Below are 25819 nucleotides of genomic sequence, written 5' to 3'. Positions count from 1 at the left end.
GATGAACGCGATGCCCTTGGTTTTTTCGCGAGCAAGCTCGCTCCTACAGGAAGGGGTGAGCGGTAGCTGACCCAAGGCATCTGTGATGAAATGCGACCCCAACCAATTTCGCGCCGCACCGCCATCACTTGCCGTGAAACCACGCCTGATCCGCCAACTGTTCCTGCCGCCGTTGATCATCGCCCTGATGATCGGCCTGGGTTATATCGGCTTCTGGGTCAGCGAGTACTACGGCATCCGCACCCTCAGCGACACTGGCGAACGCCAGCTGGAGCTGCATGCCCGCACCGTCGAAAGCGAACTGAGCAAATACACCTACTTGCCCAGCCTGTTGGAACTGGAGTCCAGCGTCTCCGCGCTGCTGGCCGACCCCAATCAGGAAACCCGCAAGACCGTCAACGATTACCTCGAAGGCCTGAACCGACGCAGTCGCAGCCGGGCCATCTACGTGATGGACACCACCGGCCGCGTGCTGGCCACCAGTAACTGGCGCGATGCCGACAGTTACCAGGGTGAAGACCTGTCCTTCCGCGCCTATTTCCAGAACGCCGTGCGTGGCCAGCCTGGCCGTTTCTACGGCATCGGCAGCACCAACGGCGAACCCGGCTACTACTTGGCCCACGGTCTGGAAGAGCATGGCAAGATCATCGGCGTCGCCGTGGTCAAGGTGCGCCTCGAAGCCCTGGAGGAACGCTGGCAACGCGCGCGCCTCGAAGCCTTTGTGAGCGACGAGAACGGCATCATCATCCTCTCCAGCGACCCGGCCCGCCGCCTCAAGGCTGTGCGTCCGCTGAGCGATGACGTCAAGGAACGCCTGGCCCACAGCCTGCAATACTACTGGGCGACGTTGAACGAGCTGGAACCCCTGGCCCGCGAGCGCCTCAACGAAGGTACCGAGAAACTGACCTTCCCGGCCAACAGCGAAGTGGTGAACGACGAGCACGAAGTCAGCTACCTGGCGCAAACCCGCCCGCTGAATGACACACCGTGGAGTTTCACCCTGCTCACCCCGCTCAACGACCTGCGCCGTGCGGCGATCAACCAAGGCATTTTGGTGGCCGTCGCGTTTGGCCTGGTGGCGTTTTTGCTGATTGCCTGGAACGAGCGACGCAAAGTCATCGCCACCCGCCTCGCCGCGCGGGAAGCCCTGCAGGAAGCCAACAGCCAGCTGGAACGACGGATTGCCGAACGCACCGCCGACCTGCGCGCCAGCAACGAACGGCTCAAGGGCCAGATCCGCGAACGGCGCCAGGCCGAGGAGACGCTGCGCCGCGCCCAGGATGAACTGGTGCAGGCCGGCAAGCTGGCGGCCATCGGCCAGATGTCGACCAGCATCGCCCACGAATTGAACCAGCCCCTGGCAGCCCTGCGCACCCTGTCCGGCAACACCGTACGCTTCCTGGAGCGCGGCGCCCTGGACACCGCCAGTGCCAACCTCAAAACCATCAACGAACTGATCGACCGCATGGGTCGCATCACCGCCAGCCTGCGCTCCTTCGCCCGGCGCGGCGATGACCAGGGCGAAGCCAGCCTGGCCAAAGCGGTAGACGCGGCTTTCCAAGTACTCGGCGCACGCATGGACAGCCTACCGCTGACCCTGCACCGCGACTTTTCCCACGCGCAATTGCAAATCGACCAGACGCGCCTGGAGCAGATCCTGGTCAACCTGATCGGCAATGCCCTCGACGCTATGCAGGCTCAGCCGGCTCCCGAGCTGTGGCTGGAAGGCAGCAGCGCCGACGGTAAATACCGCCTGCACGTGCGCGACAATGGCCACGGTATCGACCCGGAGGCGCGCAAGCATTTGTTTGAACCGTTCTTCACCACCAAGCCCGGCGAGCAAGGCCTGGGCCTGGGCCTGACCCTCTCCGCCAGCCTGGCGGCGGCCACCGGCGGCAACCTTGCCGTGGAACACCCGGCCAGTGGTGGAACGGCCTTTGTCTTGTGCCTGCCGTTGGCGGGCGCTCAAAAAGCTGAGTCGACATGAATACAGACGCTAAAGCCATTAAAGACGAGCTCACGGTGCTGATCGTCGAAGACGACCCCCATGTACTGCTCGGCTGCCAGCAGGCCCTGGCCCTGGAAGACATTCCCAGTGTCGGCGTAGGCAGCGCTGAAGAGGCGTTGAAGCGCATCGGCGAGAACTTCGCCGGCATTGTGATCAGCGACATCCGCTTGCCCGGCATTGACGGCCTGGAGCTGCTCACCCGTCTCAAGGCTTTGGATAAAAGCTTGCCGGTGGTGCTGATCACCGGGCACGGCGACATCTCCATGGCCGTCGGCGCCATGCGCAACGGCGCCTATGACTTCATGGAAAAACCCTTCTCCCCCGAACGCTTGGTGGACGTGGCCCGCCGCGCCCTTGAACAGCGCGGACTGGCGAGGGAAGTCTGGTCGCTGCGCCGCCAATTGGCCGAGCGCGATTCGCTGGAAGGCCGCATCATCGGCCGCTCACCGGCCATGCAGAACCTGCGCGAGCTGATCGCCAACGTGGCCGACACCTCGGCCAACGTGCTGATCGAAGGCGAGACTGGCACCGGCAAGGAACTGGTTGCGCGCTGCCTGCATGATTTCAGCCGGCGTCATGCTCACCAGTTCGTCGCGCTGAACTGCGGCGGCCTACCGGAGAACCTGTTCGAAAGCGAGATTTTCGGTCACGAAGCCAATGCCTTCACCGGCGCCGGCAAACGTCGTATCGGTAAGATCGAACACGCCCACGAAGGCACGCTGTTCCTCGATGAAGTGGAAAGCATGCCGATCAACCTGCAGATCAAGCTACTGCGAGTTTTGCAGGAGCGTACCCTGGAACGCCTGGGGTCGAACCAGAGCGTGGCGGTGGATTGCCGGGTGATCGCCGCCACCAAGTCTGACCTCGATGAACTGAGCCGTGCCAATCAGTTCCGCAGCGACCTGTACTATCGCCTCAACGTGGTGACCCTGGAGCTGCCGCCGTTGCGCGAGCGCCGCGAAGACATCCTGCAGCTGTTCGAACATTTCCTTCAGCAGTCGTCGCTGCGTTTTGACCGCAGTGTGCCGGAGCTGGACAACCAGACCCTGTCGAGCCTGATGAGCCACGACTGGCCGGGCAACGTGCGTGAACTGCGCAACGTCGCCGAACGCTTCGCCCTCGGCCTGCCGGCCTTCAAGAAAAGCGGCACCAGCAGCGGCAGCCAAGGCCTGGCTTTCACCGAGGCAGTGGAAGCGTTCGAACGCAACCTGCTCAACGACGCCTTGCAACGCAGCGGCGGCAACCTGACCCAGGCCAGTCAGGAACTGGGGATGGCCAAGACCACGCTGTTCGATAAAGTCAAAAAATACGGGTTGAGCCACTGATGGATCTGGTGTTGAAGGCCGCTCTTGGCGCAGCGGTGGTGTTGATTCTGGCCGCGCTGGCCAAGACCAAAAACTACTACATCGCTGGTTTGGTGCCGCTGTTTCCGACCTTTGCGTTGATCGCCCATTACATCGTCGGCAAGGGCCGCTCGGTGGCGGATTTGAAGACCACGATCCTGTTCGGGATGTGGTCGATCATTCCGTATTTTGTGTATTTGGCGACGTTGTATGTGGTGGTGGATCGGATGCGGTTGGAGGCGTCGCTGGCCGTGGCGGCTGTCGCCTGGTTGATGGCGGCAACCGTGTTAGTGAGCATCTGGGTACGCGTCCATACCTGACACACCACATTTGAATTGAGGTGTGCCGGAAAGATCAGCGGACTATTTTGTCGACCTGAATGCCCAGCTTCTTGAGGCGGTACCAGAAGCTGCGCTCCGAAATCCCGATCTTCGCCGCCGCCGCCGCTTGCACGCCATTGCTCTCCTGCAACGCCGCAAGTATGTAGGCCTTTTCCACTTCCGCCAGTGCCGCATCCAGGTCTTGGGGAATGCCCGGCCCGTCGCTGAGGATCGCCGTCACGTCGCCCTGGTTCGGTTTGGACGCAAACAGGTAGCCCGGCAAGTCGATGTCTTCGATCACCGGCGACGCCGCCACAATGGTCGCGCGCTCTACGCAGTTCTGCAGTTCACGGATATTGCCTGGCCAGTGGTAGGCCGCCATGGCCTGCAACGCTTCAGCACTGAAACCGGTGATGCGTTTACCGGCAGTGGCGCTGAGGGTCTGGGCGAAGTGACGGGCCAGGGGCGCGATGTCTTCCACCCGTTCGCGCAATGACGGCAAGGGAATCGGGAACACGTTGAGGCGGTAGTACAGGTCTTCGCGAAATTCCTTGTTGGCCACCGCGTCCAGCAGGTTCTTGTTGGTCGCGGCGATCACTCGCACATCCACCTTGCGCTCGCGGGGATCGCCCACCGGTTCGATCACCCGCTCCTGCAACGCGCGCAGGATCTTGGCCTGCAACGCCAGGGGCATGTCGCCCACTTCATCGAGAAACAGCGTGCCTTTGTCGGCCTGTTGGAAGCGCCCTACCCGGTCAGCCACGGCACCGGTGAACGCGCCTTTGCGGTGGCCGAACATTTCGCTTTCCAGCAGCCCTTCCGGGATGGCCGCGCAATTGACCGCCACGAAGGGTTTGTCGGCACGGCTGCCATGTTTGTGAATGGCGCGGGCGACCATTTCCTTGCCGGTGCCGCTTTCGCCGGTCAGCAGGATGGTGGCGCTGCTGTCGCGCACCGAGTCCACGGCTTGCAGCACTTTGCGAAACGCCGGGCTGTCGCCTACCAGGCTGTCGAATTGCGCGTGCTCGTCCAGCTCGGCACGCAGGCGTGCGTTGTCGCGCATGATGTCGCGAAACTGCAGGGCCTTGGCCACGGTGATGTCCAGCTCGTCGATGTCGAACGGCTTGGCGATGTAGTCGTAGGCGCCGTTGCGCATCGACTGCACAGCGTTCTTCACCGTGCTGTAGGCGGTCATCACGATCACCGGCACATGGGGGTAGCGCACCTTGATCTCGGCCAGCAGCGCCGGACCGTCCATGCCCGGCATGCGCCAGTCGCTGATCACCAGGTCGATGTCTTCCTGTTCCAGCACCTTGAGCGCATGCAGGCCGTTGCCGGCGATGAACACCTGCACATCGTTCTGCCCCAGGGCCGATGCCAGCAAGTCGCAGAGCTTGGGTTCGTCGTCGACTACCAGAATGTTATGCGTCATGACTGTCCTCGTCGTCTTCGCCACTCGCCGGAATGTACAGGCTGAAGGTGGCGCCGGCATCTTTTTCACTAGCACATTCGATGCTGCCGTCGTGACTTTCCATGATCGAATAGACTTTAGCCAGGCCCAGGCCGGTGCCGGAGGCCTTGGTGGTAACGAAAGGCGTGAAGATGCGCTCGATCATGTCCGCCGGAATACCCTGGCCGGTGTCGGCGATGCTGATCACCGTGTTCTCGCCGTCCGCGCGAATCCCCAGGGTCAGGCGCCCGCCTTCGGGCATCGCGTCGATGGCGTTGAGAATCAGGTTGAGGCACGCCTGCTTGAGCTGTTTGGCATCCGCGTAGATCGTCGCTCCCGGCGCCTGGTCGTCGATCTGCGCATCGATAGTATGCGTGGCCAGCTCCGGGGCGCAGAAGCCGAGGATTTCCTCCACCAACGGGCGCGCCGGCAGCAATACGCGCAACGGCGGGTTGGGCTTGGCAAAGTCGAGGAATTCGGTGATCAGGTCGTTGATACGGCTGACTTCACTGATCACGTATTCCAGGTGGCGCTTGTCGGTGTCCGCCAGATCGGCGCGGCGGTGCAGCAACTGCGTTGCCGTCTTGATGATGCCCAGCGGGTTGCGGATCTCGTGGGCCAGGCCCATGGCGACTTCACCCAGGGCATGCAGGCGATCACGTCGACGCAGCTGCGCTTCAAGGTGATGCAACTCACCCAGGCGCTCGGTCATATGGTTGAAGGTACTGCTCAACTGCGCCAGTTCATCACCACCGCTGACCACCACGCGGTGCGCATAGTCGCCGGAAATCACCGCACTCACGCCCTGGGACAGGTCCCGCAGCGGCTTGGTCAAACGTCGCGACACCAATACCCCGGCAGCCAGCGACAAGGCCGAGCTGAGCAGGAAGATCAACACAAACAGATTGCTCTGGTTTACCAGCCCCACCAGGCTGGTGTGGCGCAGCAAGCCACTGAAGATCACACCTTGCAGGTCACCGGCATCGTTGAAGATCGGCCAGTACAACCCGCTGTAGTTGTTGGTGAACTGCTCGCTGGGCTGCCTGGTGGCGCGCATCGCGGTTTCGACGCTCTTGGGGATGCGCGAAGGGTGATCCTCAAAACGTTGGGTCGAGAAAATCTCAGAGAAACCTTCCGGGTTCGCCAGGTACAGGCGCAGGTCGAGGGAATGCACGTCGGCCACGCTGGTGAGGAAACTGCTGTCCAGGTAAGTCCCGACCAGCAGCTCGTAATCGACGCCGTCCTGGGAGGTCTCGAAAGTCGAGACCACGATGCCGGTGGACGCGCCCCCTACCTGCACAGTCTGCAACACCGTATTTTTGGCCAGGCTGATCTGCTTGACGATGTCGGATGCCGCGGTGCTGAACACGATTTTTTGGTCACTGGTGCGAATCAACGCCACCACATCAATATCGGTGGCATCGGCAATGTCGGCGGTCAGCCGGTCGTGTTTGGCCGCTTGCTTGCTCGCAGGCGGGCTGGTGTAGCGCAAAAACAATTTAGCCATGCGTGCGTTGTCATGAAGGATATCGCCGATCTCGTCCTTGACGATCTTGGTCGACTCCTGCAGCCAGATGCGCACGTTGCTGTCGAAGATCTGCGACAGCGTGGTGGCCGCCAGTTCGGCGGCGATCATGGTGGGAATCACACTGACCAACCAGAACGCCAGCACCAGCTTGCGCTGGACGCTCCAACGCGAAATGGCAAAGGGGCGGGCTTTCTGGCGGGTCTTGGTGATCATCAGGTTTCGCTTATCGCAGCAGCCATGGCAGGGTCGGAACGATCCGGTCGAATAAACAGTTTTACAAGCTTGAGCAGGCCGTTGACCAGCCGGTTGCGGTGGCGGAAAAACACGCTGTTGCCTTGGAACTCGCAGCCCAGGCGTAGCTTACTGGCATACCCGGCCTGGCCGCACTCATACACCGCAATATTGTGTTGAATACAGTAGTCGACATTGGTCAGCCAGCTACGGAAGTACAGGTTGTAGTCGCGAGTGAACTCAACGTCATGCCCGAAAAACTTGTCCACCAGTCGATGTTCGTCCACCAGGATCAGGTTGAACGCCACCAGTTGCTCGTCCACCCAGTAAAGAACACAGACCGCGCGCTCATCAAGGCGTTCGAGCACACCGGTGAAGTAGCCGGCGGGCAGCCGCTCGAACTGCAATTCGGCACGCGTCAGCGTAGCCTCGTACAGGCGCATGACCTGCGGCAGCACGTCGTCGATATTGCGCCGCCATTCCACCCGTGGCCCCGGTGCGCGCAGTTTGCGGCGCAGGTCCTTGCGCGTGGATTTTCCCAAGGAGCCCAAGTAAGCGTCCACCGAGCCGTACGGCAGCGGCAATACCCCCGTGGGCAAGCTCGGCATGCTCTGGAAGCCAGCAGCCCGGCAACTTTCGACCCAATCCGGGTCTTTGCTCGGCGCATCCTTGACCGCCACCAGGCCGATACCAAAGTCATCGGCATCCTGGCGCGCGGCTGCCAGCAGGTGTTTGAGCAACAGCGGTCGGCGCCCATCCGCCACGCCACTGGCAAAACCGACGTCGCAACGCTCAGCCACCGGGGAACCGAGGGCATACAGCCCCAATTGCAATAGCCCCGGCCACAAGCGCTCGACACGCTCGGTCACGCGCTTGCCGGCGCCCGACACCGTCGTGTCGAGGCGATAATGGGTGATGAACGCCGCCGCCACAGCCGCCAGCGTTCCATCTTCGTAAACCGCCAGGTAACGCCACTGGAAATCTTCGATGGCGGCGTTCTCCACGGCGACGTAATAGTCCCAATCCTCCAGGGCACCCGCAAAACAGTCGTTCCAGGCACTGCGCTGGATGGCCCGAATAGTCGGGAAGGCTTGGGTGGTGATCACAGGTTTCCCTTATTTCTGGGGTGAGCGCCGATCAAACGTGGGAGCTGTCGAGCCCCGGCGAGGCTGCGATGGCATCACCTCGGTGCATTTGAAAGACCGAGGCGCCTGCATCGCTGCCTCGCTGAAGTCCCACCTCGACCTGCATGGGTTTGAGGCCCGTGTGCTGCTCGACGAAGTCGGCACTCAACTCGATCACGCGGCGGTATTGCAGGTCGACGGTGATCATGTGGTAGCAGTTGTCCAACAGGATCTTGGTCACGGGCCCGCCCAGATGGCGCTCCACATAGTCCGCGTTCCAACGGCTGGTGATGTCGTCCTCGATGGAGTGCAACACCAGCGCCGGCACGTTGATCTGCGGCATGCGCTTCTTGACCACAGCGTTCATCCGGTGCAATTCGCGCACGGTGATGCCCTCCATGGTCAACAACCCCGCCTCGCTACTCTCGCCTTCCTTCATCTGCCGCTCGACGATGCCGCGCAGGCGTTCGTTCTTGATGCCGTACGGCGGCTTCTCTTCGAAGCGGCAGAGATGCACGCCGAAGGGGATTTTCATCAACAACGGCGTAAGGAATGCCAGCTTGTTGATGCTCCAACCGTCGTACTTCAAGGTGGTGGAATACATCAGCAGCCCGGCGACTTGCCCAGGGTGCTCGGCGGCCACATACATCGACATCACCGCGCCCATGGACAAGCCACCGACAAACACCTGTTCATGGCGCTGCTTCACGCCCGCGAAGGTCTTGCGCACGCCTTCGTACCAGTCTCGCCAGCCGGTGGCTTGCAGGTCGCTGTTGTCACCGCAATGCCCGGCCAGGGTGGGCACGTACACCGTGCAGTTGCCCACCTTGACCAGGCCCTTGGCGACCTGGCGCAACTCCGTCGGGGTGCCGGTCAGGCCGTGGATCAACAGGATCCCGACCGGACCATCACCGAGAACGAAACCGGCATCACCCTCACCGAGGTCGATCTCTACTGTGTTCACCGGTTGGTCGCCCGCACCAGCAGTTGCTCAAGCAGCTTCAGGCCCAGTTCGATTTCCGGGTAGCTGATTTCCAGGGACGGTGCCAGGGTGATCACGTTTTTGTAGTAACCGCCCACGTCGAGGATCAGACCCAGCTTCTGACCGTCCACCACCATGTCGCCCTTCATGCCTTCCTCGACCATGTAGTCCAGGGTCGCCTTGTCCGGTGTGAAGCCATCCGGGCCGCAGATTTCGCAGCGCAGGGCCAGGCCCAGGCCGTCGACGTCGCCGATGATCGGGAAGCGTTTCTGCAGGTCTTGCAGGCCTTCGAGGAAGAACTTGCCCTTGGCCATGACCATCGCGCCGTAGTCGACTTCGTTGGTCATCTTGAACATTTCCAAGCCTACCGCCGTGCCCAACGGGTTGGAGGCGAAGGTGGAGTGGGTCGAACCTGGCGGGAAGATCTTCGGGTTGATCAACTCTTCACGGGCCCAGATGCCGCCCAGTGGGTTGAGGCCGTTGGTCAGCGCCTTACCGAACACGATCACGTCCGGTTGCACGTCGAAGTGCTCGATCGACCACAGTTTGCCGGTGCGGTAGAAGCCCATCTGGATTTCGTCGGAGACCATCAGGATGCCGTGCTGATCCAGCACGTGCTTCAACTCACGGTAGAAGTTCATCGGCGGGATCACATAACCACCGGTGCCCTGGATCGGCTCGACGTAGAACGCAGCGTACTCACTCTGGCCGACTTTCGGGTCCCACACGCCGTTGTATTCGGTCTCGAACAGACGGGCGAATTGCTGCACGCAGTGGCTGCCGTATTCTTCCTTGGTCATGCCTTTAGGGCCACGGAAGTGGTACGGGAATGGGATGAACTGCGCGCGCTCGCCGAAGTGGCCATAGCGACGACGGTAGCGGTAACTGGACGTAATCGACGACGCGCCGAGGGTACGCCCGTGGTAGCCGCCCTCGAAGGCGAACATCAGGCTCTTGCCGTTGGTGGCGTTACGCACCACCTTCAGGGAGTCTTCGATGGACTGCGAACCGCCGACGTTGAAGTGCACGCGACCGTCGAGGCCGAACTTCTTCTTGGCGTCGACCGCGATCATTTCCGACAGCTCGATCTTGCCCTTGTGCAAGTACTGGCTGGCGATCTGCGGCAGGGTGTCGATCTGCTGCTTCAGCGCATTGTTCAGGCGTGGGTTGGCGTAGCCGAAGTTAACCGCCGAGTACCACATTTGCAGGTCGAGGTAGGCCTGGTCTTCGGTGTCCCACACGTAGGAGCCTTCGCAACGGCTGAAAATACGCGGCGGTTCGATGTAGTGGACGGTGTCGCCGTAGGAGCAATATTTGGCTTCTTTATCCAGAAGGATCTGGTCTTCGGCGGTAGCGATACGGATATCAGACATGGTGGAAGAGTTCCTGATTGTCAGCAGCAGTAAAGGTGGTGGCGTTGGCGGCGAGGCTTTGTGGCAGTTGAGCCAGCAGCGCCGTCACTTCGGCAAAGGTGTCGAAGCGCGCATGAGGAATGTGGTTGGCGGCGCAGTAGTCGGCGAGGCTGCCCTTGGCGAACACGAAGTCGGCAGTGGAGGCCACGCACATGTCGGACTTGCCGTCGCCGATCACCAGCACGCGCTTGTGGCGCGGGGTGGACTTGCACTTGCAGTTGCCGGAGGCGGCACGGCAGGCATCGCTGGAATACGGGAAGTCGATGCGCCAGCTGTTCTGATCGACCTGGCGCAGGCGGTTGGCGAGGATCGGCAGCAAGGTCACGTAGTTGCGCGACAGGATTCGCGCGATGCCCTGCTCGATGCCATCACTGACCACTTCGATGGACGCGCCCAGGCCGATCACGTGGTCGACGAAGTCCGGGAAGTCCGGGTCGATCTCGACGCTGTCGAAATACGCCAGCAGTTCGGAGGGGGTCGCCTTGATCAGCGCCAGTTGGCGGCTCAGGCATTCGCGTGAACCGATATGCCCATCCAGCCATTCCTGTTCGATGGTTTCCCACTCGGGGCCGGCGAAGCGTTGGAGGACGTTGTCGATGACATCGGTGGGGGTGATGGTCCCGTCGAAGTCACACACGATATGCCATTGGATCATCGTTGTTTACCTTGGAAGAGCGCGCTGTGTGCGCTTGCAACAAGGGGTAGAGCAGGGAGTGTGCCAACTGGCGCAGGCCCAGCGGGGCTGGGGCTTTGCTCGGCATGGAGGGCGATTTGTGTCGTGGAAGCTACAATTTTTGTAGCTTGCTACAAACAAGATGAGTGCTTGCGCGAGGTCGACGCTTTGCGCGTTCATGCGCACGTAATCAATCAAGGAACAGTGACCATGTTGAGGATCACTTGCGCTGCACTGGCCGGTTTATTGGGCCTCTGGAGCGTTTCGAACGCGGCTCAGGCCGAGGGTATCACCGGCGAAGTCGGCGCAGGCGTCAGCTACCAGCCCCATGACCCTACCGGCAGCCGCTACGAAACGCGCCCCGTTCCCTATTTCGACTTGGACTGGGGCGATGTCAGCCTGAGTACCGACGACGGCTTGACCTGGAGCGCGTTGAACAGCAATGGCTTTACCGCCGGCCCGTATATCAACTATCTGCAGGGGCGCACTTCGAACGGCTCGCTGCAGGGGTTGCGTAATGTGTCGGACATGGCCGAGGTGGGCGGTTTTGTCCAATACGCACCGGCTGATTTCTGGCGGGTGTATGCACAGCTGGGCCAGGCCGTCGGCGGCGGCCACGCGCAGAGCGGCACGCTGGGCAAGGTCGGCGGCGAACTGGGCTACCCGCTGGGCAACGGGATCATCGGCAGCAGCGGGCTGGTGGCGCACTTCGCCGATGCCCGCCAAACCCAGACCTTTTTCGGCGTGGATGACAACGAGGCAGCCGCGTCGGGCTTTCGGCCGTACAACGCCAGCGGCGGCTTCCAGAACGTGACGCTGACCCAGAGTTTCGAGTTTCCCCTGGCTGCCAAATGGTCGTTACTGACCAGCGCGAGCTGGGTGCATCTGGTGGGTTCGGCGGCGGACAGCAGCATCGTCCGGCAGACTGGCGACGTTAACCAGGGCCAGGTGCAGACGGCCATCAGCTATAAGTTCGATTAGGTTGGTCTGGGGTTTGCAATGAGGTCCTGGAATCCATTTTTCCAGGACACTCTTCATGGCTCGCCCTGCTTACCGTTTGCTGCATCACTCGCTCTGGGACCTGGTGCCCATCGCCCTGGGCCTGGGGCATTTTGCCTTTGTCGTCTGGCTGGTTGCCGCCTTCCATAGCCTGAGCTGGTGGGCCCTGGTGCCCCTGGCACTGGTCTACGCGATCAGCATGTCGTGGAGCATCAACAGCATCTCCCACAACCAGATCCACAATGCCTACTTCAGCCATCGCGCAATGAACCGCGCCTTCGACCTGCTGCTGTCGGTGACCATCGGTTTTTCCCAGACGCTCTACCGCGATATCCACAACCGCCATCACCGTGGCAACGCCGACCTGCCGGGCCCAGATGGCAAAACCATCGACCCGCTGTCGATCTACCAGCGCGGGAAGCAGGGTCAGCCGGAAAACCCGTGGGCCTATACCTTCCTGAGTTTTTTTCGCGACGATCCCAAGCCGTTCTATGACGAGATGAAGCGCAAGCGCCCGGCGGATGCGCGCTGGGTCAAGGTTGAGATCGCAGTGACTGTGGCGTTCTATATCGCCCTGGCGCTCTACAACTGGCAGGCGGTGCTGTGGCTGTTGCCGTTCTGGTACCTGGGCCAGTGCCTGTCATCACTCAATGGCTACTACGAGCACTTCGGCGGCAACCCGGACCTGCCGATCGCCTGGGGCGTGAGTTCCTATAGCGTGCTGTACAACCTGATCTGGATGAACAACGGCTACCACGCCGAGCACCACTACCGGCCGAAGATGCACTGGACCAAGGTGAAGGCGTTTCATCGGGAGATTGCCGAGCAGCAGCGTGAGGCGGGGGTGAAGCAGATTTCGGTATCACACGGTCTGGGCTTCCTGGTGGCGCACCGCAAACGCCAGGGCTGAACCCCAGCTCTTGCGGTGAGCGGGCTTGCCCCGCGCGAGATAAGCTCGCTCACCACAACGATCAGCCCAGGCCAGCGTGATCAGTTTTCTTCGCCTTCGGCCAACAGGGCAATACCCCCGATAATCACCGCGACGCCCACCCAGTGCAGCGGGCTGATATGTTCCCCCAGCCCCAGCCACGAACCCAGCAGCACCACCACAAACACCAGCGAACTCAGCGGAAACGCCAGGGACAGACTGCTGCGCCGCAGGATCAGCATCCACACGAAAAACGCGCCGATGTAGCTAGCAATAGCCGCCACGATCCCGGGGTTGTGCGCCACGTCAGCCAGCCATTGCCAGCTTAGATCCATTTGCCCCAGTTGGTCCCCGGCCACTTTGGTAAACAACTGGCCGGCGCTCTCGGTGCAAATCAGCAAGGCCCACAGCACCACCGTGCCGAAACGCCCGTGTAGCCACCCGTTGTTCATCGTCTGCGTACTCATGCCTGACTCCCTGCAATCGCTACCAACATCACACCCAGGGTGATCACCAGCGTGCCCAACCAACGACGGCGACTGACGGTTTCCCCCAGCACCACCTTGCCCGCCAACACCACCCCGCAATAGGCCAGCGCCGCCGCCGGGAACAACAGGCTCAACGGCGCACGGGACAAGGCTTCAAGCCACACGAAGAACTCGATGGCATACGCGCCGATCCCGGCCCACAGCAGCGGCGCATTGAACACCTGGCCCCAGAAGGCATTCAGGCGGAAACCGCCGTCCAACTCGGGCAAACGGTCCAGGCCGATCTTGAAACACAGCTGGCCGATCACATCGAGCACGATGGAAAACGCCACCAGCAACACCACGGTCAACGTCACGGGAACAACTCCTCAAACAGGTCGATCAGGGCTTCATTGGTGGCGGCGTTGCGCTGCAGATCTTCGGCGCTCCAACGCTCGGGCGGCGGCTGGTCGGACTTGGCTTCCCAGCGCTTGAACGCATTGCTGAAGGCGGGCGTGGCGAACTCACCACATACGTCAATGCCGATGATGCGTTTGCGCGCCGCCAACGCCCGCAAAGCTTGCAGCAAGTGGGTCAGGCGCATGCCGCCCTGGTCCCAGTTGGTGGCCGCGTCTTCACTGGCGAGTACGTCTTTGTCGATGGTGATCCAGATGGCTTCGGTGGGCAGGCTGGTGATCATCTGATCGAGGAACGCCGCCCAATCCAGCTCGGCCAGGTTGCGCCAATACAGGTGATTTTCCTGCTGCTGGTGACCGGCACCGTCCCCTACCCTGCCCCAGACTTTCGACGGCGGATGCTGCCAGGGAAACAGCTGCAAGTGCCCGCGCTTGAGGGCTGCAAGGTTGCCACCGCGCAGTTGCGGGTTATGCAGGTCGTCGCTGCACGGGCCGAGGGTGACGATGCGCTTGATCGCCGGCATCTTCAGCGCGCGGTTGACCCACGATCCGCAATGACGCTTGGGCGCAAAGCGCACCCAGTCGGGGTGATTGTCGAAGTGGATCAGGCTGATGGGCTCTTTCAAATCGGCGAGGAACGCCGGCGTGAGGTGGTGATAGTCGCCAGAGCCGACAAACAGGATTTCCGGTCGCGCATCGGTGGGCCGAGGCCGTTGGGCCAGGCGTTCGGCGAAGCGTCTCCAGGTTTTCTCGGTGGACCATAGGCGCAGCTTCGGGCCCAGGTCCAGCAGGTCGATACGGGTGGCACGGCCACTGGCCAGACGCCGGGCAATCGGTGCCTGGCCGGTGAGGCTGTGGTCAAGGTCAAGAATATTCAAGGTAATGTTTCACCCCTAATGGCAGCGCCCATCCGGATACCGGACGGGCTTTAGGGGGTCAATGCAAGGGACGGGCCAGCGCTTAGCCTTTGGCCTCTTGGATGATCTGGCGGATCGCTCCCACAAAAGCTTCCGCCGGCTGCCCACCGCTGACGGCGTACTGGTCGTTGAACACGATGGTCGGCACCGAGCTCACGCCACGGGAGATCCACAGCTGCTCTTGTTCACGGACTTCAGCGGCGTATTCATCGGAGGCGAGAATCTCGGCCGCACGCTGGATATCCAAGCCGACGCTTTCGGCGATGATCGCCAGGGTGGCGTGGTCGGACGGGTTCTGGCCGTCAGTGAAGTACGCCTTGAACAGCGCTTCCTTGAGGTTGTACTGCAAGCCTTCCAACCCGGCCCAATGCAACAGGCGATGTGCATCAAAGGTGTTGTAGATACGGCTTTGGCCATCGGTACGAAAGGCAAAACCCAACCCGGCGCCCATGTCGCGGATACGTTCGCGGTTGGCCTGGGATTGCTCGGCGGTGGAGCCGTATTTTTCGGTGATGTGCTCGACGATGTTCTGCCCCTCGGCGGGCATGTTCGGGTTCAGTTCGAACGGCTGGAAATGAATCTCGGCCTGCACCTCGGCGCCAAGCTGGTCGAGGGCTTCGGTCAGGCCGCGCAGGCCGATGATGCACCAGGGGCAGGACACGTCGCTGACGAAATCGATTTTCAGGGGGGTACTCATGACAGGCAACCTCGCTGGCTTGAATGGGCCACAAAGGTTGCACGATACACCAATGTCACAACACCTTCGAAGGCTCGCCCCGGTCAATCTGCGCCCAGTGCGCCGCGTCCTCGCGATGGGCTTGCAGGTAAGGCAGCACCGCCGTCAGCAGCGGCGCCTTGAACGCCTCCTGGAAACGATGGGCCATGCCGGGAATCAATTTCAACTGGCTGCCCTGGATATGCGCCGCCAGGTGCACGCCGTGCATCACCGGCAACAGCGGGTCGGCGGTGCCGTGCACCACCAGGGTCGGCACACGCAGCTGATTGAGCAACGGCACGCGGCTCGGTTCGGCGAGGATTGCCATGATCTGGCGCTTCACGCCGTCCGGGTTGAAGGCACGGTCGTAGGACAGCGCCGCCTGGTGCAACAGCGCCTGGCGATCATCCGTCACGTTCGGGCTGCCCAGCGCCGCCAGCAGATCGGCCTGCTGCTCCAGAGCCACTTCACGATTCGGTGCGCTGCGCCGCGACAGCAGTTGCACCAACGCCGCATTCGGCGCAGGCAAGCCTTCGGCGCCGGAGCTGGTCATGATCAGCGTGAGGCTCTCGACCCGTTGCGGTGCCATGGCCGCCAGGTGCTGGGCGATCATGCCGCCCATGCTTGCGCCCAGTACGTGGAATTGCTGGATCTGCAAGGCATCCATCAAGCCGATGGCGTCATCGGCCATGTCAGTCAGCGTGTAAGGCGCCGCCACCGGCAGGCCGAGCTTGTAGCGCAGCACTTCAAAGGTCAGGTTGGCATTGGCCGGCGCCTGGCGCCAAGTGGACAGGCCTACATCACGGTTGTCGTAGCGGATCACTCGGAACCCCTGTTCGCACAGCGCGACCACCACTTCATCCGGCCAGTGGATTAGCTGCCCGCCCAAGCCCATCACCAGCAGCAAGGCAGGGTCGGACGCACGGCCGATACTCTGGTAGGCGATGCTCACCTGAGCCAGGTCGACCGTTTGGGTCGGGACATTGACGTCACATCGAGAAGCCGCAAAGGACGGCAGGCCGAACAACAGAGCGGCCAGTAAATACAACACGCGCATGAAAAACACCGAAACGCAGAACCCCAGTAGAGCGCGAGTCTGATGAAGTTTGTTCAAGCGCGCTGCCACAGTTGCGTGACAGTTTGATGAATGTCGCTCAACGGTCGGCCCACTAACTATCTATCCCTGCGCGCCGCGTTCCCCACCTTTAAATAGGGCACCGACCGGTAAAGCACCGTCCTGCCCCTTTTTTTGAGTGCCGTCACATGACCGATACACCCAACCCGCTCTCCCCCCTGGCCGTGCGCGATTTCCTGCCGCTCTCCCCCGCGCCGTTTCGCCCGTTGAATGAAAGCCTGCTGCTGGAAGCCACGGCCCGCTGGCACGCCAGCCGGGAACACATGCTCACGCTCACCGCCGCCGCCCCCAGCATTCGCGCCGCCCTCACGGCGTTCATCCAAGAGCAACTGGGCCTGGACGGCGACAGCGTGCAGCTGCATTTCGCGGCAACTGTCGACCAGCCACAGCGTCACGTCACGCTGACCCAGGCCTGCGCCTTTGTTCATCAAATCCCGGTCCCCAGCTCGCTCGCGCAACGTTGTCGGGTCATCGGCCTGCCGGTGGGCAAAACCCAGTACGCGGCGCAACCGTTCGAGCTGCTAAAACCCTTTACCCAGCTCAATGTGCAACAGGCCCTGCGAACCGCCTGGGTGCGCTACTGGTGGTTCACGCGCGCGCCCGGCACGTCGGTTTCACGCCGTGATCACGCGGTCGCGCAGTACAGCAGCCACCTCCAGGCGGCCGCTCAGTTGGCCTGTGCCTGCGGGGTGATCACCGCCGATCAATTGAAACCGTTGCTGACGGTCCTCGACCCGCCGAGCGGCGCGCTGCAGCTTGACGGTCAGAAGATCTACACCGAGCAACTGCTGCTCAAGCGCACGGGCTTGGCCGATGCCGAGATACCCGGTGCGCTGGTCATCACCCTGGATGCCGAGATCGTCCTCCAGCTGTTGTACCTGCCCTCTGAGGAACCGGCGCTGAACCTGTTCAACAGCCGCGTCAGCATGGAGCAATGGTTGCTCGATCACCCCACGCTGTTCCCCGGTGTGACGGCAATCACCCGAGACAACCAGATCGACTACCGCGAGGTCAACGACCCCTTGCAAGCCGGCGTGACGCATCTGCTGGAACATCGCCTCAGAGAAAAACAGGCGAGCTTGGCCTACCCCCACGGCAGAGACCTCGCCGAGCATGGTCACAGAGCGCTGGATGCGGCCGATCAGGTTGACCGGCACCAGCACAGCCAGGGTTTTTTCGCCTTGCCGCGCGCTGCCGAACTGACTGCCGTTGAGAGCGATGTCGCCCGCGACACTCCCCCCATGCTCTTCGCCGGACTGACCGCCGACCTGCCCCTGGCCCAGCGCCGCCACGCACTGTCACGGCAACAGCAGCCGCTCTTCGGTGCCGAGCACGCGTCCGCCCTGCTGCCGCCGCCGAACGATGAGCAACTGGCCACATTACGCAGCCAACTCAACCGCTTGCACGAGGCGCAACAGCAGGCCCATGAAGCCGCCACCGCGCTGTGGGGTCAATCCCAGCACCAACTGCTGGAGCTGTCCCAGCAAGCGAACCCCGATTACCACACCTTGCTCCAGGCACGCCTGAACGGGCTGCTTGCCGAGGCCGGCCTGCAGCGTCAACTCAACCAGATCAGCCAGGCCGGGCACGACATGCTTCTGGCCGCGCTTGACCCGCTCAACGCGCCAGACCCCGAACTCAAGGTGTCGGTGGCAACCTTGACCCTGTCGATCAGCGAGCGCAGCAACGGCGCGGTCAACATCCAGCGCAAAGAGCTGGACGGCGTGCTGCTGATCACCCTGGAAGCGGCGCTGCTCGATGCTTCAACACCTCAGGACCTGTTGCTGTACTGGCCGGGCAGCCAGGGCGGGCTGCAGCATTTCGCCTCGCTGCAGGCGCTTGAACAGTGGCTTGGCGTAACGCCGTCGGACGCTGCGTCGCTGGAACTGGCCCTGCTCAATCAGACCCCGCTCGAATACAGCCTCACCGTGCAACTCGATGGGTGGGTCACCCAGATCGAAGCGATGCTTCAGCGTGCCCCGGACGACACCGAGCGCCAAGCCCGGGAACTGGAACCCCTGCGCGTGCAAGCGATCGAGGAACTGGGCGTATCGACCCACAGCGTGCGCGAACTGGCCTATGCGCAGCTTCTGGAACAGAACCAGAGCGGCGCCCTGGCCGCACAACTGCCGGCCTGGCTCGGCCAGGTGTCGGCTGCCGACAGGGTCGAACTCAAGGCCCTGCTGGAACGCTACATCCTCGCGTTCGAGCGCGCCGACGAGGCCTTGAACCTGAAGCTGCCGCTGATCAGTAGCTTTTGCAAAAAACGCCTGCACGCACGGCTGTCCCGGGACTTCTCGCTCAAACAACCGTTCCACGTTCAACTCGACGTCCCGGAATCGGTCACGTATTCACAGCATTTCGTCGAAGCCCCCGGCGCGCCCGGCACCCCGACCAAGACCGTACCGGTGCCCAGCGCCACGCGGGTCAAAATGAGCCTGGATGAGCTGGCGCTGAGCAACATCGATACGCCGACCTCCGAACGCTTGACGTTCATGAAGGTCGAGGTCAGCACCCAGGACGCCACCGAAGGCCAGGCCCTCACCGCCGGGCTCAGCGCCAACTACCTGCGCCGGCTGGTGCCGGAACTGGACCTGGCCCAAGCGTATGAAGACCTGATCGTCGAGGCTTACCAAGGCTCGGATCGCGAAGCGGACTTCAGCCGTGAGTATCGCCTCGAATGCCTGCTCGAACCTCATCGCCTGCTGCTCACCCTTCAGGGGCGCCTGGCGTTCCTGCAAAAGCACATCACCGCCACCGAACTGAACACCTTCAACATCGCCGTGAATGCCAGCACCGCTCAAGCCTGGCGCGCCGATGGCAATGACATTGAGCTGCTTCCCGCTCACCTCAGCGTCGGCGGCCCAGACACCCAGGACGGCTCAAGCACCTTGTCCGGGGTCACCTTCATCCGTCAGAAAAATTCCGGGAGCACCCTGCTCTATCTGCCCGAGAGCCCGGACGGCCAGGCCCTGCGCAGTTACAACAGCCTTGAGGCGGCGCGACTGGCGCTGTTCCGCCTGTGCCTGAACACCGCGATGGTCAACTACCTGGCTGGCCGCGCCTTGCTCGGTAACATGGCCAACCACGTCAGCCGGATCAATCAAGCGGTACTCCGGCATTTCGACGCGCTGATCGGCGTCGGCACCGCCTGGCCCGTCACCACGTCGCTGGCCAGCCATCTGCTCAACGCGCAAATGGGCCGCGTCAAGGAGGCCCACCGCGCCAGTGCCCGTTCCAACAGCGATCTGTACCTGGAACGCTATGCCATCAAAGGCGTGCAGGCCTTCAGCTATATCAAGATGGCACTCGGCGTGGTCCCCGTGGTGGGCAGCGTGATCGGCCTTTACGATGGCTGGGTCAGCGCCAATGACGCGGTGGCTGCGTTTCGCCGCGGTGATCATGTGCAAGGCATGCACGCCATCACCCAAGTCCTGCAATCATTGATCGACGCCGGCATCGATGTGGCCGGCGGGGTGCTGATCACACCCAATGCAGCGCGCACGCGCACGTTTGGGCGCCAGTTGCGCAATGCCTTCAAGGGTGGCCGTTACCTGCAACCGCCCATGAGCCGCAAGGCGCGCCGCATCGCCGAGCGCTTCAGCGGGTATGAATATGGCAAGGAGATCGCCCTGGCCCATCTGACCCCGGCGAGCCACGGTGTTTATCGCAACGTCTACCGCCATACCGACGGCGACTTCATTGTGCGGCAGGGCAGCGTCTATCAGGTCGAACTGCAGAGCGGGCATTGGCGCTTGAGTGGCAACACGCTGAAGACCTACAAACAGCCGATTGCCCTGGATGAAGCCGGCCAATGGGACACCCACTTCGGCGTCTACGGCACCGCGCAACCGGTCGGCCTGGCGGGCGGCGGCGGCGTGCTCGGGCACCTGGCGGACACCCTCGAACCGCTCTGGCCGATGGCGATTCGACAACGGCTGCCGATCTGGTGGACCGATCATGTGCTGCGCCGCCAACTGGCGCTCAACGATGCGATCAATACGCTGAGCAGTCGGCTCGATGCTCAACTGGCCGCGACCAGCAACCTGCAACACCTGTCCAACCAAAGCGACATCGCCACCCGCAAAACCTTGCAACCGACCCTGGATGAGGCCTACGCCAAAGACATCGAGCTGGCGATTGAGCAGGCCAACGCCGTTCAGGACGTGATCGCCTTCACCCCCAACAGAGAGCACCTGGCCCTCAAAGGCATGCAGAGCCGCGCCGCCCTGATTGTCACCAGCAGAGCCGTGGAGCGCTTGAAAGTCGCCGCGGCCGCGCTGCAGGGGTTGACCGGGCAATTCGGCGACCTCCAAGTGCCGCCGACGCGCCCGGCCGCCATTTTGCAGTTTCTGCAAACCCGCAAAGGTCTCAGCCAGAACATCGTGCAGGCACTCGACCGGATCGACCGCCTCTTCCTGGTCATGAACGAATGGAGCGCCAATATCAACCTAATGGCGCAGGAAGCCGATATACGCCTGCACGGCAGAAGTACGCGCAGGACCGCGCAACAGATCGACGCGGATCTTCACAACACGCGCACGATGGTGGGCGAGGCTCGCGACGACGCGGCGCGCTGGAACGAACTGTACGATGAAGGCTTTCGCACGCACCTGCGCACCGTCCACAGCATCGACACGTTCAACCGCTACGATCACGTCACCGATCCTTCCTGGTTGTACTTGCAAAGTGAGGTCAATCGCGTCTATCTCGACGCCCACCTGGCCCTGAACACGCATTTTGCACTGACAAATACGCCCACCACGGTCAGCCAGCGCACGCGAATACTCAATGAATGTATCGATGCCTACGCGCGCTTCAGCCTCAGCGTTAAAACCTTGAGCGCAGGCTACCCGCAACATTTTGACCTGGATAACCTGAGCGCCTTGCTGAACAACCTCGAGCGCATGACTCAACTGGCCCGTCAGCGCATCGGCACGCCCGCTCGCCTGCATCGCCCGCGGCCCGACGAACCACGAGGAACAGTGTTTGAAACCGATGACAACCGGATGCTGATCGGCATAAAAAGCACCGACCCACGCACCAACACCACGCGCTACACCATCGACAACCTCAGCGGCCACACCGAGACCTGGGAGCAACGCCCAAACGGTCGGGCTCAACGCCAATCGGCACCACCGGTGGCGCTCCCACCCGAGGCGAACGTGAAGTCGGTGATGGTGAACGAAGCCCAGAGCCGCCTGCGCGCCGTGCCGGTGTACCAGGCTAAAGTCGAAGCCTACGCCCGCCAAGGCATGTTGCCGGTGGACCTTGAACACATGCTGGTCAGCGAAGCCGCCGAACTCACCCTGCGCTCGAACCGCATCGCACGCCTTGACCCCGAGGAGCCGAGCATCCAGCCATTGCGCACGACCGCCACCGAGCTGACCGCCGCGGGCCGCACCCTGCGCACCCGCCAATCATTGGCCAGCCGCCAACCCACCGACGGCATGCTTGATGATCTGGCCAGGCATCACGTGGTCGAGGTGCGTCGAACCGCGTCGATGACCGAGCTGGCGAGGCGTGCGAACGGGCACCGCGACTTCATGCAGGAATATGAAGTCTGGGACCTGACCGCCACCCCACCGCGTCCCTTGTGGTACGCGCACTTTCATTACAACCGCCGCACGGCTACCTTCGATGAGTTCGAAAAGGCCCACTTGAAACTGCCGGAGCATCGCTACTTGACCCATGCCGACGACCCGTCACTGCCATTCTCGGACATCGGCAAGCAGTCCGCCGCGTTGTCGCATATCCGGCCGCTGTGGGTTGCCCTCTAGCCGCGCAGGCCCGCGGCTGTCTCGGCCACCAGGACTTTCGGGGTCTTGGTGCGCTGCGGCGGGATCTTCAGTTCGCTGCCGTGTAGAGATTGCGCGGCGAACCTTTGGCCGGGTACATCCCGCCCAGGCCTGCATGTCGACAACGCACACAACATGAGACAAACTCACTCCATTCGTATTAATCATCAATATTTCTCATGGAGGCCACGGTGCTGGAAATCCGTCACCTGAAAACCCTGCACGCCCTGCGCGAGGCCGACAGCCTGGTCGAAGCCGCCGAACGCCTGCATTTGACGCAGTCCGCCCTGTCCCACCAGTTCAAAGAGCTGGAAGAGCGCCTGGGGGTGCCGCTGTTCGTGCGCAAGACCAAGCCGCTGCGTTTCACCAGCGCCGGCCTGCGCCTGCTGCAACTGGCCGACGCAACGCTGCCGCTGCTGCGCGGCGCAGAGCGTGATATTGCGCGCCTGGTCGGTGGGACCGCCGGGCGTTTGCACATGGCCATCGAATGCCACAGTTGCTTCCAGTGGCTGATGCCGACCATCGATCAGTTCCGCGACGCCTGGCCGGAAGTCGAACTGGACCTGGCCTCCGGCTTCGCTTTTGCCCCGCTGCCAGCTCTGGCCCGAGGCGACCTGGACCTGGTGGTGACCTCCGACCCGCTGGAGTTGCCGGGCATCACCTATGTGCCGCTGTTCACCTACGAAGCCATGCTCGCGGTCGCCAACCAGCATGCGCTGGCGAATAAGGCGTACATCGTGCCGGAAGACTTGTTGACCGAAACACTGATCACCTACCCGGTGGAACGCGACCGCCTGGACATCTTCACCCGCTTCCTCGAGCCTGCCGATGTGGAACCGGCCCAGGTGCGTACATCGGAGCTGTCGGTGATGATGATGCAACTGGTGGCCAGCGGCCGTGGTGTGTGCGGCATGCCCCATTGGGCGCTGCATGAGTACAGCGCGCGCGGCTATGTGAAGGCCAAGCGGTTGGGCGAGAAAGGGTTGTTTGCGACGCTATATGCGGGGATTCGTGCAGACATGCTGGATGCACCGTACATGCGCGATTTCTTGCTGACGGCCAAGGACACGTCGTTTTCCACCCTGGATGGGGTCAGCGCGGTGCGCTAATTGCAGGAGCCCGGCAATTCGCGCCACATGTGGATCTTGTCGAAATAATCGACCCCGACCCGCACTGCCAGCGGCTCCAGGCCGTATTGGACGAAGCCGCAGCGTTGATACAGGGCAAAGGCCGCGTCATTGCCGGCGGTGACCGTAAGCTGGATCACTTTGAGGCGCGGCTGTTTGCGTGCTTCGTCCAGTGCGGCCTCGACCAACTGACGACCCAGGCCCTGTTGCTGATGGGCCTCGTTCACGTACATGCCGAACAGCGTCACCTTGTGCCGCGCTTTCTCTCGCGGCTCATACGCCAGGCCGACAATGCCGGCCAGTTCGTCACCGACAAAAACGCCGAGCAAGCAATCCAAGGGGCTACTCAAGCGTTTTTCCCACCAGCTCAGCGGCATCGCCGCACGCTCCGCCACGCTGGAGGTGAATGCCTGGGGATAGGCGCCATAGGCCTCAAGCATCAACGCCCGATAAGCCTCGGCGTCGCTGGCCCCCAGCGTGCGAATGATCATGCCGTCAGCGAGGCGCGGTAAAACGGCAGGATCAGATCGCGCGTCAGCGGGGCCAATTGCAGGCCACCGTCACCGGCCGGGTCGATCCAGCGCACTTCCTCGATCTCGGCGGCGGGGGTCACCGCCACGTCGATAGTGACCTGGAACAATTCGGCCTCCACCGTAAAGCCGGGCTCGTTGGCCGCCGGGGCCGAGAAGTGGCCCAGGTAAGCGGCATCGCTGGGGTTGATGCGCAGGTTCAGTTCCTCGAACAACTCTCGGGCCAATGCCTCGGCGGGTTGCTCGCCTGCGTCGATTTTGCCGCCGGGCTGCATGAAGGCCTGGGTGCCGCGCTTGCGCACCAGCAGGGTGTGGCCGTCGCCACCGATCAGGAGGGCGGCGGCGATGCGGATAGTCGTGGACATGCAGTAAAAGCCTTGAATTGAGTCAGTGAAAATAACCGGCAAGGCTTACGCCTCGTCCGGCGCCTTGATAAATACGTTGTACTTCGCCCCTTCCATCGCCTCAAACGCAATCAGCTTGTCCACCAGCGGCAGGTTCAGCACCTTGCCGGCATTGAGCAGTAACATGCCGTTGTCGGCGTTGAGGTTGCGAGCCAGCACCATGCCGTCGGCCAGTTCGCGCGTGGTCAGGACCTTGACGGTGGGATCGCCCAGCGTCACATCACTGAGGAATGTGGCGCAGGCCAGAACGAAATCCTCGACCAGCTCGGGATCATAGAGGCGCCCGGCATATTTGCGGATATAGAGCAGCGCTTCGTCACTGTTCATCTGCCGCTCAAGAATCAGCCCCTTCTGCAACTCGATGAAGTCCACCGCCAGTTTCAAAAGGCGCGAACCGAACGGAATCGCATCGCCCTTGAGGTGGTCGGGAAAACCGCTGCCATCCCAGCGCTCCTGATGGTGACGAATGATGCGCGCCGCATCTTTCATCGGCTCCAAGGTCATCAACAACGATTCGCTCTGGGTCGGATAGCTGCGGTAGCGCTCGCGATCCGTGCTGTGCAGCTTATCGGCCGGTTCGATCAGCATGCTGTCGCTCCAGCTCAGTTTGCCAATGTTGTACAACGCAGCGGCCATCGTCAGGTCACGCGAACTGGCGTCGTCGATAGACTGGGCGGCGCAATAGACCCGCACCAATTCGATCAGCGAGCGGTTGGTCTGCTTGTTCTTGGGCAAGCGCAGGTTGGCCAACAGCGAAAACACTTCGGTACCGGTCACGTAGCTGTGCTTGAGTTCGTCGTAGGCCAGGTCGAGCATGTCGGCGGTCTGCTGCAGCTCACTGGTACGCGCCGCTACGCGTTTTTCCAGGGTGGCGTTCAGTTGCTTGAGCTGATCGTTCTGCACCTGGGTCAGGCGCTCCAGGCGCTGGTGCTCCAGGGTCTGGCGCAAGACCAGCTGCAGCTCCTCGTCATTCCAGGGCTTGCTGATGTAGCGGTGGATCTGCCCTTCGTTGATGGCCTTGACGATCGTCGGCAGGTCGGCGTAACCGGTGAGCAGAATGCGACTGGTGGCCGGATACAGCCGATGCACCTCGGCCAGCAGCTGCGCACCGTCCATACCGGGCATACGAGCGTCGCTCATCACCAGGTCGATGGGTTGGGCGGCCATGATCTCCAGGGCCTGGGCACCGCTGCCGGCCAGGACTACATCGAAGGGCTGCCCGCGCAATAAGCGGCGCAGGCTGTTGAGGATCGATTCTTCATCGTCGACCAGTAATATCGTGGGTTTCGTCGCAAGTTGTTCGTCCATGCCT

21 protein-coding genes are annotated in these 25819 nt (G+C 62.2%); 7 read left to right on the top strand and 14 right to left on the bottom strand.

All coding sequences use genetic code 11. The features are described from left to right. Window positions 1–85 precede the first annotated feature (85 nt). The 3 genes from aauS to AB4N92_RS17760 all read left to right on the top strand — a co-directional run bounded on the left by aauS (window position 86) and on the right by AB4N92_RS17760 (window position 3671). Window positions 86–1987 carry a two-component sensor histidine kinase AauS gene (gene aauS / locus AB4N92_RS17770; protein ID WP_044286703.1) on the top strand — a complete coding sequence of 634 codons (1902 nt, stop codon included), beginning with the start codon at window positions 86–88 and terminating at the stop codon, window positions 1985–1987. 65 nt (window positions 1988–2052) lie between these two features. Continuing rightward, window positions 2053–3333: a two-component response regulator AauR gene (gene aauR, locus AB4N92_RS17765; protein WP_231501111.1), complete on the top strand. Its 1281-nt coding sequence runs from the start codon at window positions 2053–2055 to the stop codon at window positions 3331–3333. Window positions 3334–3341: 8 nt separating this feature from the next. After that, window positions 3342–3671 carry a GlpM family protein gene (locus AB4N92_RS17760; protein ID WP_198581720.1) on the top strand — a complete coding sequence of 110 codons (330 nt, stop codon included), beginning with the start codon at window positions 3342–3344 and terminating at the stop codon, window positions 3669–3671. A gap of 34 nt (window positions 3672–3705) precedes the next feature. On the opposite strand, the gene AB4N92_RS17755 is transcribed toward AB4N92_RS17760, so the two are convergent. Genes AB4N92_RS17755 through AB4N92_RS17730 form a run of 6 tightly spaced genes read right to left on the bottom strand, consistent with a single transcriptional unit; the run spans window position 3706 to window position 11053 of the window. Beyond that, entirely contained in the window at window positions 3706–5103 is a 1398-nt protein-coding gene (locus AB4N92_RS17755) for a sigma-54-dependent transcriptional regulator (RefSeq protein WP_010212772.1), read from the bottom strand. After that, entirely contained in the window at window positions 5093–6862 is a 1770-nt protein-coding gene (locus AB4N92_RS17750) for a sensor histidine kinase (protein WP_010212774.1), read from the bottom strand. Before AB4N92_RS17750 ends, AB4N92_RS17755 begins: the two co-directional genes overlap by 11 nt. Beyond that, window positions 6862–7986, bottom strand: a complete 1125-nt coding sequence (locus AB4N92_RS17745) for a GNAT family N-acetyltransferase (protein ID WP_010212776.1) — start codon at window positions 7984–7986, stop codon at window positions 6862–6864. Before AB4N92_RS17745 ends, AB4N92_RS17750 begins: the two co-directional genes overlap by 1 nt. 31 nt (window positions 7987–8017) lie before the next feature. Next, on the bottom strand, window positions 8018–8968 hold the full coding sequence (locus AB4N92_RS17740) for an alpha/beta hydrolase (RefSeq protein ID WP_236266912.1): 951 nt from the start codon (window positions 8966–8968) through the stop codon (window positions 8018–8020). Beyond that, complete coding sequence (locus tag AB4N92_RS17735; protein WP_021492534.1) at window positions 8965–10359, bottom strand: aspartate aminotransferase family protein; 1395 nt, start codon at window positions 10357–10359, stop codon at window positions 8965–8967. The genes AB4N92_RS17740 and AB4N92_RS17735 overlap by 4 nt, the downstream gene beginning before the upstream one ends. Next, window positions 10352–11053, bottom strand: a complete 702-nt coding sequence (locus tag AB4N92_RS17730; protein WP_010212783.1) for an MtnX-like HAD-IB family phosphatase — start codon at window positions 11051–11053, stop codon at window positions 10352–10354. The genes AB4N92_RS17735 and AB4N92_RS17730 overlap by 8 nt, the downstream gene beginning before the upstream one ends. 228 nt (window positions 11054–11281) lie before the next feature. Between AB4N92_RS17730 and AB4N92_RS17725 the strand changes: the two genes are divergently transcribed. Together AB4N92_RS17725 and AB4N92_RS17720 are read left to right on the top strand one after the other, a co-directional pair. Further along, window positions 11282–12052, top strand: coding sequence for a MipA/OmpV family protein (locus AB4N92_RS17725; RefSeq protein ID WP_010212785.1), 771 nt, complete (start codon window positions 11282–11284; stop codon window positions 12050–12052). A gap of 55 nt (window positions 12053–12107) precedes the next feature. Next, window positions 12108–12980: a fatty acid desaturase gene (locus tag AB4N92_RS17720; protein ID WP_010212787.1), complete on the top strand. Its 873-nt coding sequence runs from the start codon at window positions 12108–12110 to the stop codon at window positions 12978–12980. Between the two features lie 80 nt (window positions 12981–13060). Here the strand turns inward: AB4N92_RS17720 and AB4N92_RS17715 are convergent, their stop codons facing one another. From AB4N92_RS17715 to AB4N92_RS17695, 5 genes are all read right to left on the bottom strand, one after another. Further along, window positions 13061–13465: a DMT family transporter gene (locus tag AB4N92_RS17715; RefSeq protein ID WP_198831895.1), complete on the bottom strand. Its 405-nt coding sequence runs from the start codon at window positions 13463–13465 to the stop codon at window positions 13061–13063. Then, window positions 13462–13842, bottom strand: coding sequence for a DMT family transporter (locus AB4N92_RS17710; RefSeq protein WP_010212789.1), 381 nt, complete (start codon window positions 13840–13842; stop codon window positions 13462–13464). Before AB4N92_RS17710 ends, AB4N92_RS17715 begins: the two co-directional genes overlap by 4 nt. Beyond that, on the bottom strand, window positions 13839–14759 hold the full coding sequence (locus AB4N92_RS17705) for an arginase family protein (RefSeq protein ID WP_010212790.1): 921 nt from the start codon (window positions 14757–14759) through the stop codon (window positions 13839–13841). The genes AB4N92_RS17710 and AB4N92_RS17705 overlap by 4 nt, the downstream gene beginning before the upstream one ends. 82 nt (window positions 14760–14841) lie before the next feature. After that, window positions 14842–15495, bottom strand: a complete 654-nt coding sequence (locus AB4N92_RS17700) for a DsbA family oxidoreductase (RefSeq protein ID WP_010212791.1) — start codon at window positions 15493–15495, stop codon at window positions 14842–14844. 55 nt (window positions 15496–15550) lie between these two features. Continuing rightward, window positions 15551–16570, bottom strand: a complete 1020-nt coding sequence (locus AB4N92_RS17695) for an alpha/beta fold hydrolase (RefSeq protein WP_010212792.1) — start codon at window positions 16568–16570, stop codon at window positions 15551–15553. Window positions 16571–16776: 206 nt separating this feature from the next. Between AB4N92_RS17695 and AB4N92_RS17690 the strand changes: the two genes are divergently transcribed. Together AB4N92_RS17690 and metR are read left to right on the top strand one after the other, a co-directional pair. Next, entirely contained in the window at window positions 16777–22428 is a 5652-nt protein-coding gene (locus tag AB4N92_RS17690) for a dermonecrotic toxin domain-containing protein (protein WP_236266911.1), read from the top strand. A 209-nt stretch (window positions 22429–22637) separates the two neighbouring features. Beyond that, window positions 22638–23555, top strand: a complete 918-nt coding sequence (gene metR, locus AB4N92_RS17685; RefSeq protein WP_021492540.1) for a transcriptional regulator MetR — start codon at window positions 22638–22640, stop codon at window positions 23553–23555. On the opposite strand, the gene AB4N92_RS17680 is transcribed toward metR, so the two are convergent. From AB4N92_RS17680 to AB4N92_RS17670, 3 genes are read right to left on the bottom strand one after another with little or no spacing between them, the layout of a single operon-like run. Continuing rightward, window positions 23552–24064, bottom strand: coding sequence for a GNAT family N-acetyltransferase (locus AB4N92_RS17680; RefSeq protein WP_236266910.1), 513 nt, complete (start codon window positions 24062–24064; stop codon window positions 23552–23554). The two genes, metR and AB4N92_RS17680, sit on opposite strands and share 4 nt — an antisense overlap. Next, the gene (locus AB4N92_RS17675) at window positions 24061–24468 is read right to left on the bottom strand and encodes an NUDIX hydrolase (RefSeq protein ID WP_010212801.1); all 408 of its coding nucleotides are present in this window, start codon (window positions 24466–24468) and stop codon (window positions 24061–24063) included. Before AB4N92_RS17675 ends, AB4N92_RS17680 begins: the two co-directional genes overlap by 4 nt. Window positions 24469–24513: 45 nt before the next feature. Next, window positions 24514–25815 carry a response regulator c-di-GMP phosphodiesterase, NosR family gene (locus tag AB4N92_RS17670; RefSeq protein ID WP_010212802.1) on the bottom strand — a complete coding sequence of 434 codons (1302 nt, stop codon included), beginning with the start codon at window positions 25813–25815 and terminating at the stop codon, window positions 24514–24516. Window positions 25816–25819 lie beyond the last annotated feature (4 nt).

It is taken from the genome of Pseudomonas sp. S3_A09 (genome assembly GCF_054668065.1).
Note: the sequence above shows the minus strand (reverse complement) of the source record. Positions and strands in the feature narration are given on the sequence as shown.

Excerpts from the sequence above, each read along its gene's own strand:
- aauS (WP_044286703.1), top strand. The coding sequence starts at position 86 with ATGAAATGCGACCCCAACCAATTTCGCGCCGCACCGCCATCACTTGCC.
- AB4N92_RS17755 (WP_010212772.1), bottom strand. The coding sequence starts at position 5,103 with ATGACGCATAACATTCTGGTAGTCGACGACGAACCCAAGCTCTGCGAC.
- AB4N92_RS17750 (WP_010212774.1), bottom strand. The coding sequence starts at position 6,862 with ATGATCACCAAGACCCGCCAGAAAGCCCGCCCCTTTGCCATTTCGCGT.
- AB4N92_RS17735 (WP_021492534.1), bottom strand. The coding sequence starts at position 10,359 with ATGTCTGATATCCGTATCGCTACCGCCGAAGACCAGATCCTTCTGGAT.
- AB4N92_RS17730 (WP_010212783.1), bottom strand. The coding sequence starts at position 11,053 with ATGATCCAATGGCATATCGTGTGTGACTTCGACGGGACCATCACCCCC.
- AB4N92_RS17725 (WP_010212785.1), top strand. The coding sequence starts at position 11,282 with ATGTTGAGGATCACTTGCGCTGCACTGGCCGGTTTATTGGGCCTCTGG.
- AB4N92_RS17720 (WP_010212787.1), top strand. The coding sequence starts at position 12,108 with ATGGCTCGCCCTGCTTACCGTTTGCTGCATCACTCGCTCTGGGACCTG.
- AB4N92_RS17715 (WP_198831895.1), bottom strand. The coding sequence starts at position 13,465 with ATGAGTACGCAGACGATGAACAACGGGTGGCTACACGGGCGTTTCGGC.
- AB4N92_RS17700 (WP_010212791.1), bottom strand. The coding sequence starts at position 15,495 with ATGAGTACCCCCCTGAAAATCGATTTCGTCAGCGACGTGTCCTGCCCC.
- AB4N92_RS17695 (WP_010212792.1), bottom strand. The coding sequence starts at position 16,570 with ATGCGCGTGTTGTATTTACTGGCCGCTCTGTTGTTCGGCCTGCCGTCC.
- AB4N92_RS17690 (WP_236266911.1), top strand. The coding sequence starts at position 16,777 with ATGACCGATACACCCAACCCGCTCTCCCCCCTGGCCGTGCGCGATTTC.
- AB4N92_RS17680 (WP_236266910.1), bottom strand. The coding sequence starts at position 24,064 with ATGATCATTCGCACGCTGGGGGCCAGCGACGCCGAGGCTTATCGGGCG.
- AB4N92_RS17675 (WP_010212801.1), bottom strand. The coding sequence starts at position 24,468 with ATGTCCACGACTATCCGCATCGCCGCCGCCCTCCTGATCGGTGGCGAC.
- AB4N92_RS17670 (WP_010212802.1), bottom strand. The coding sequence starts at position 25,815 with ATGGACGAACAACTTGCGACGAAACCCACGATATTACTGGTCGACGAT.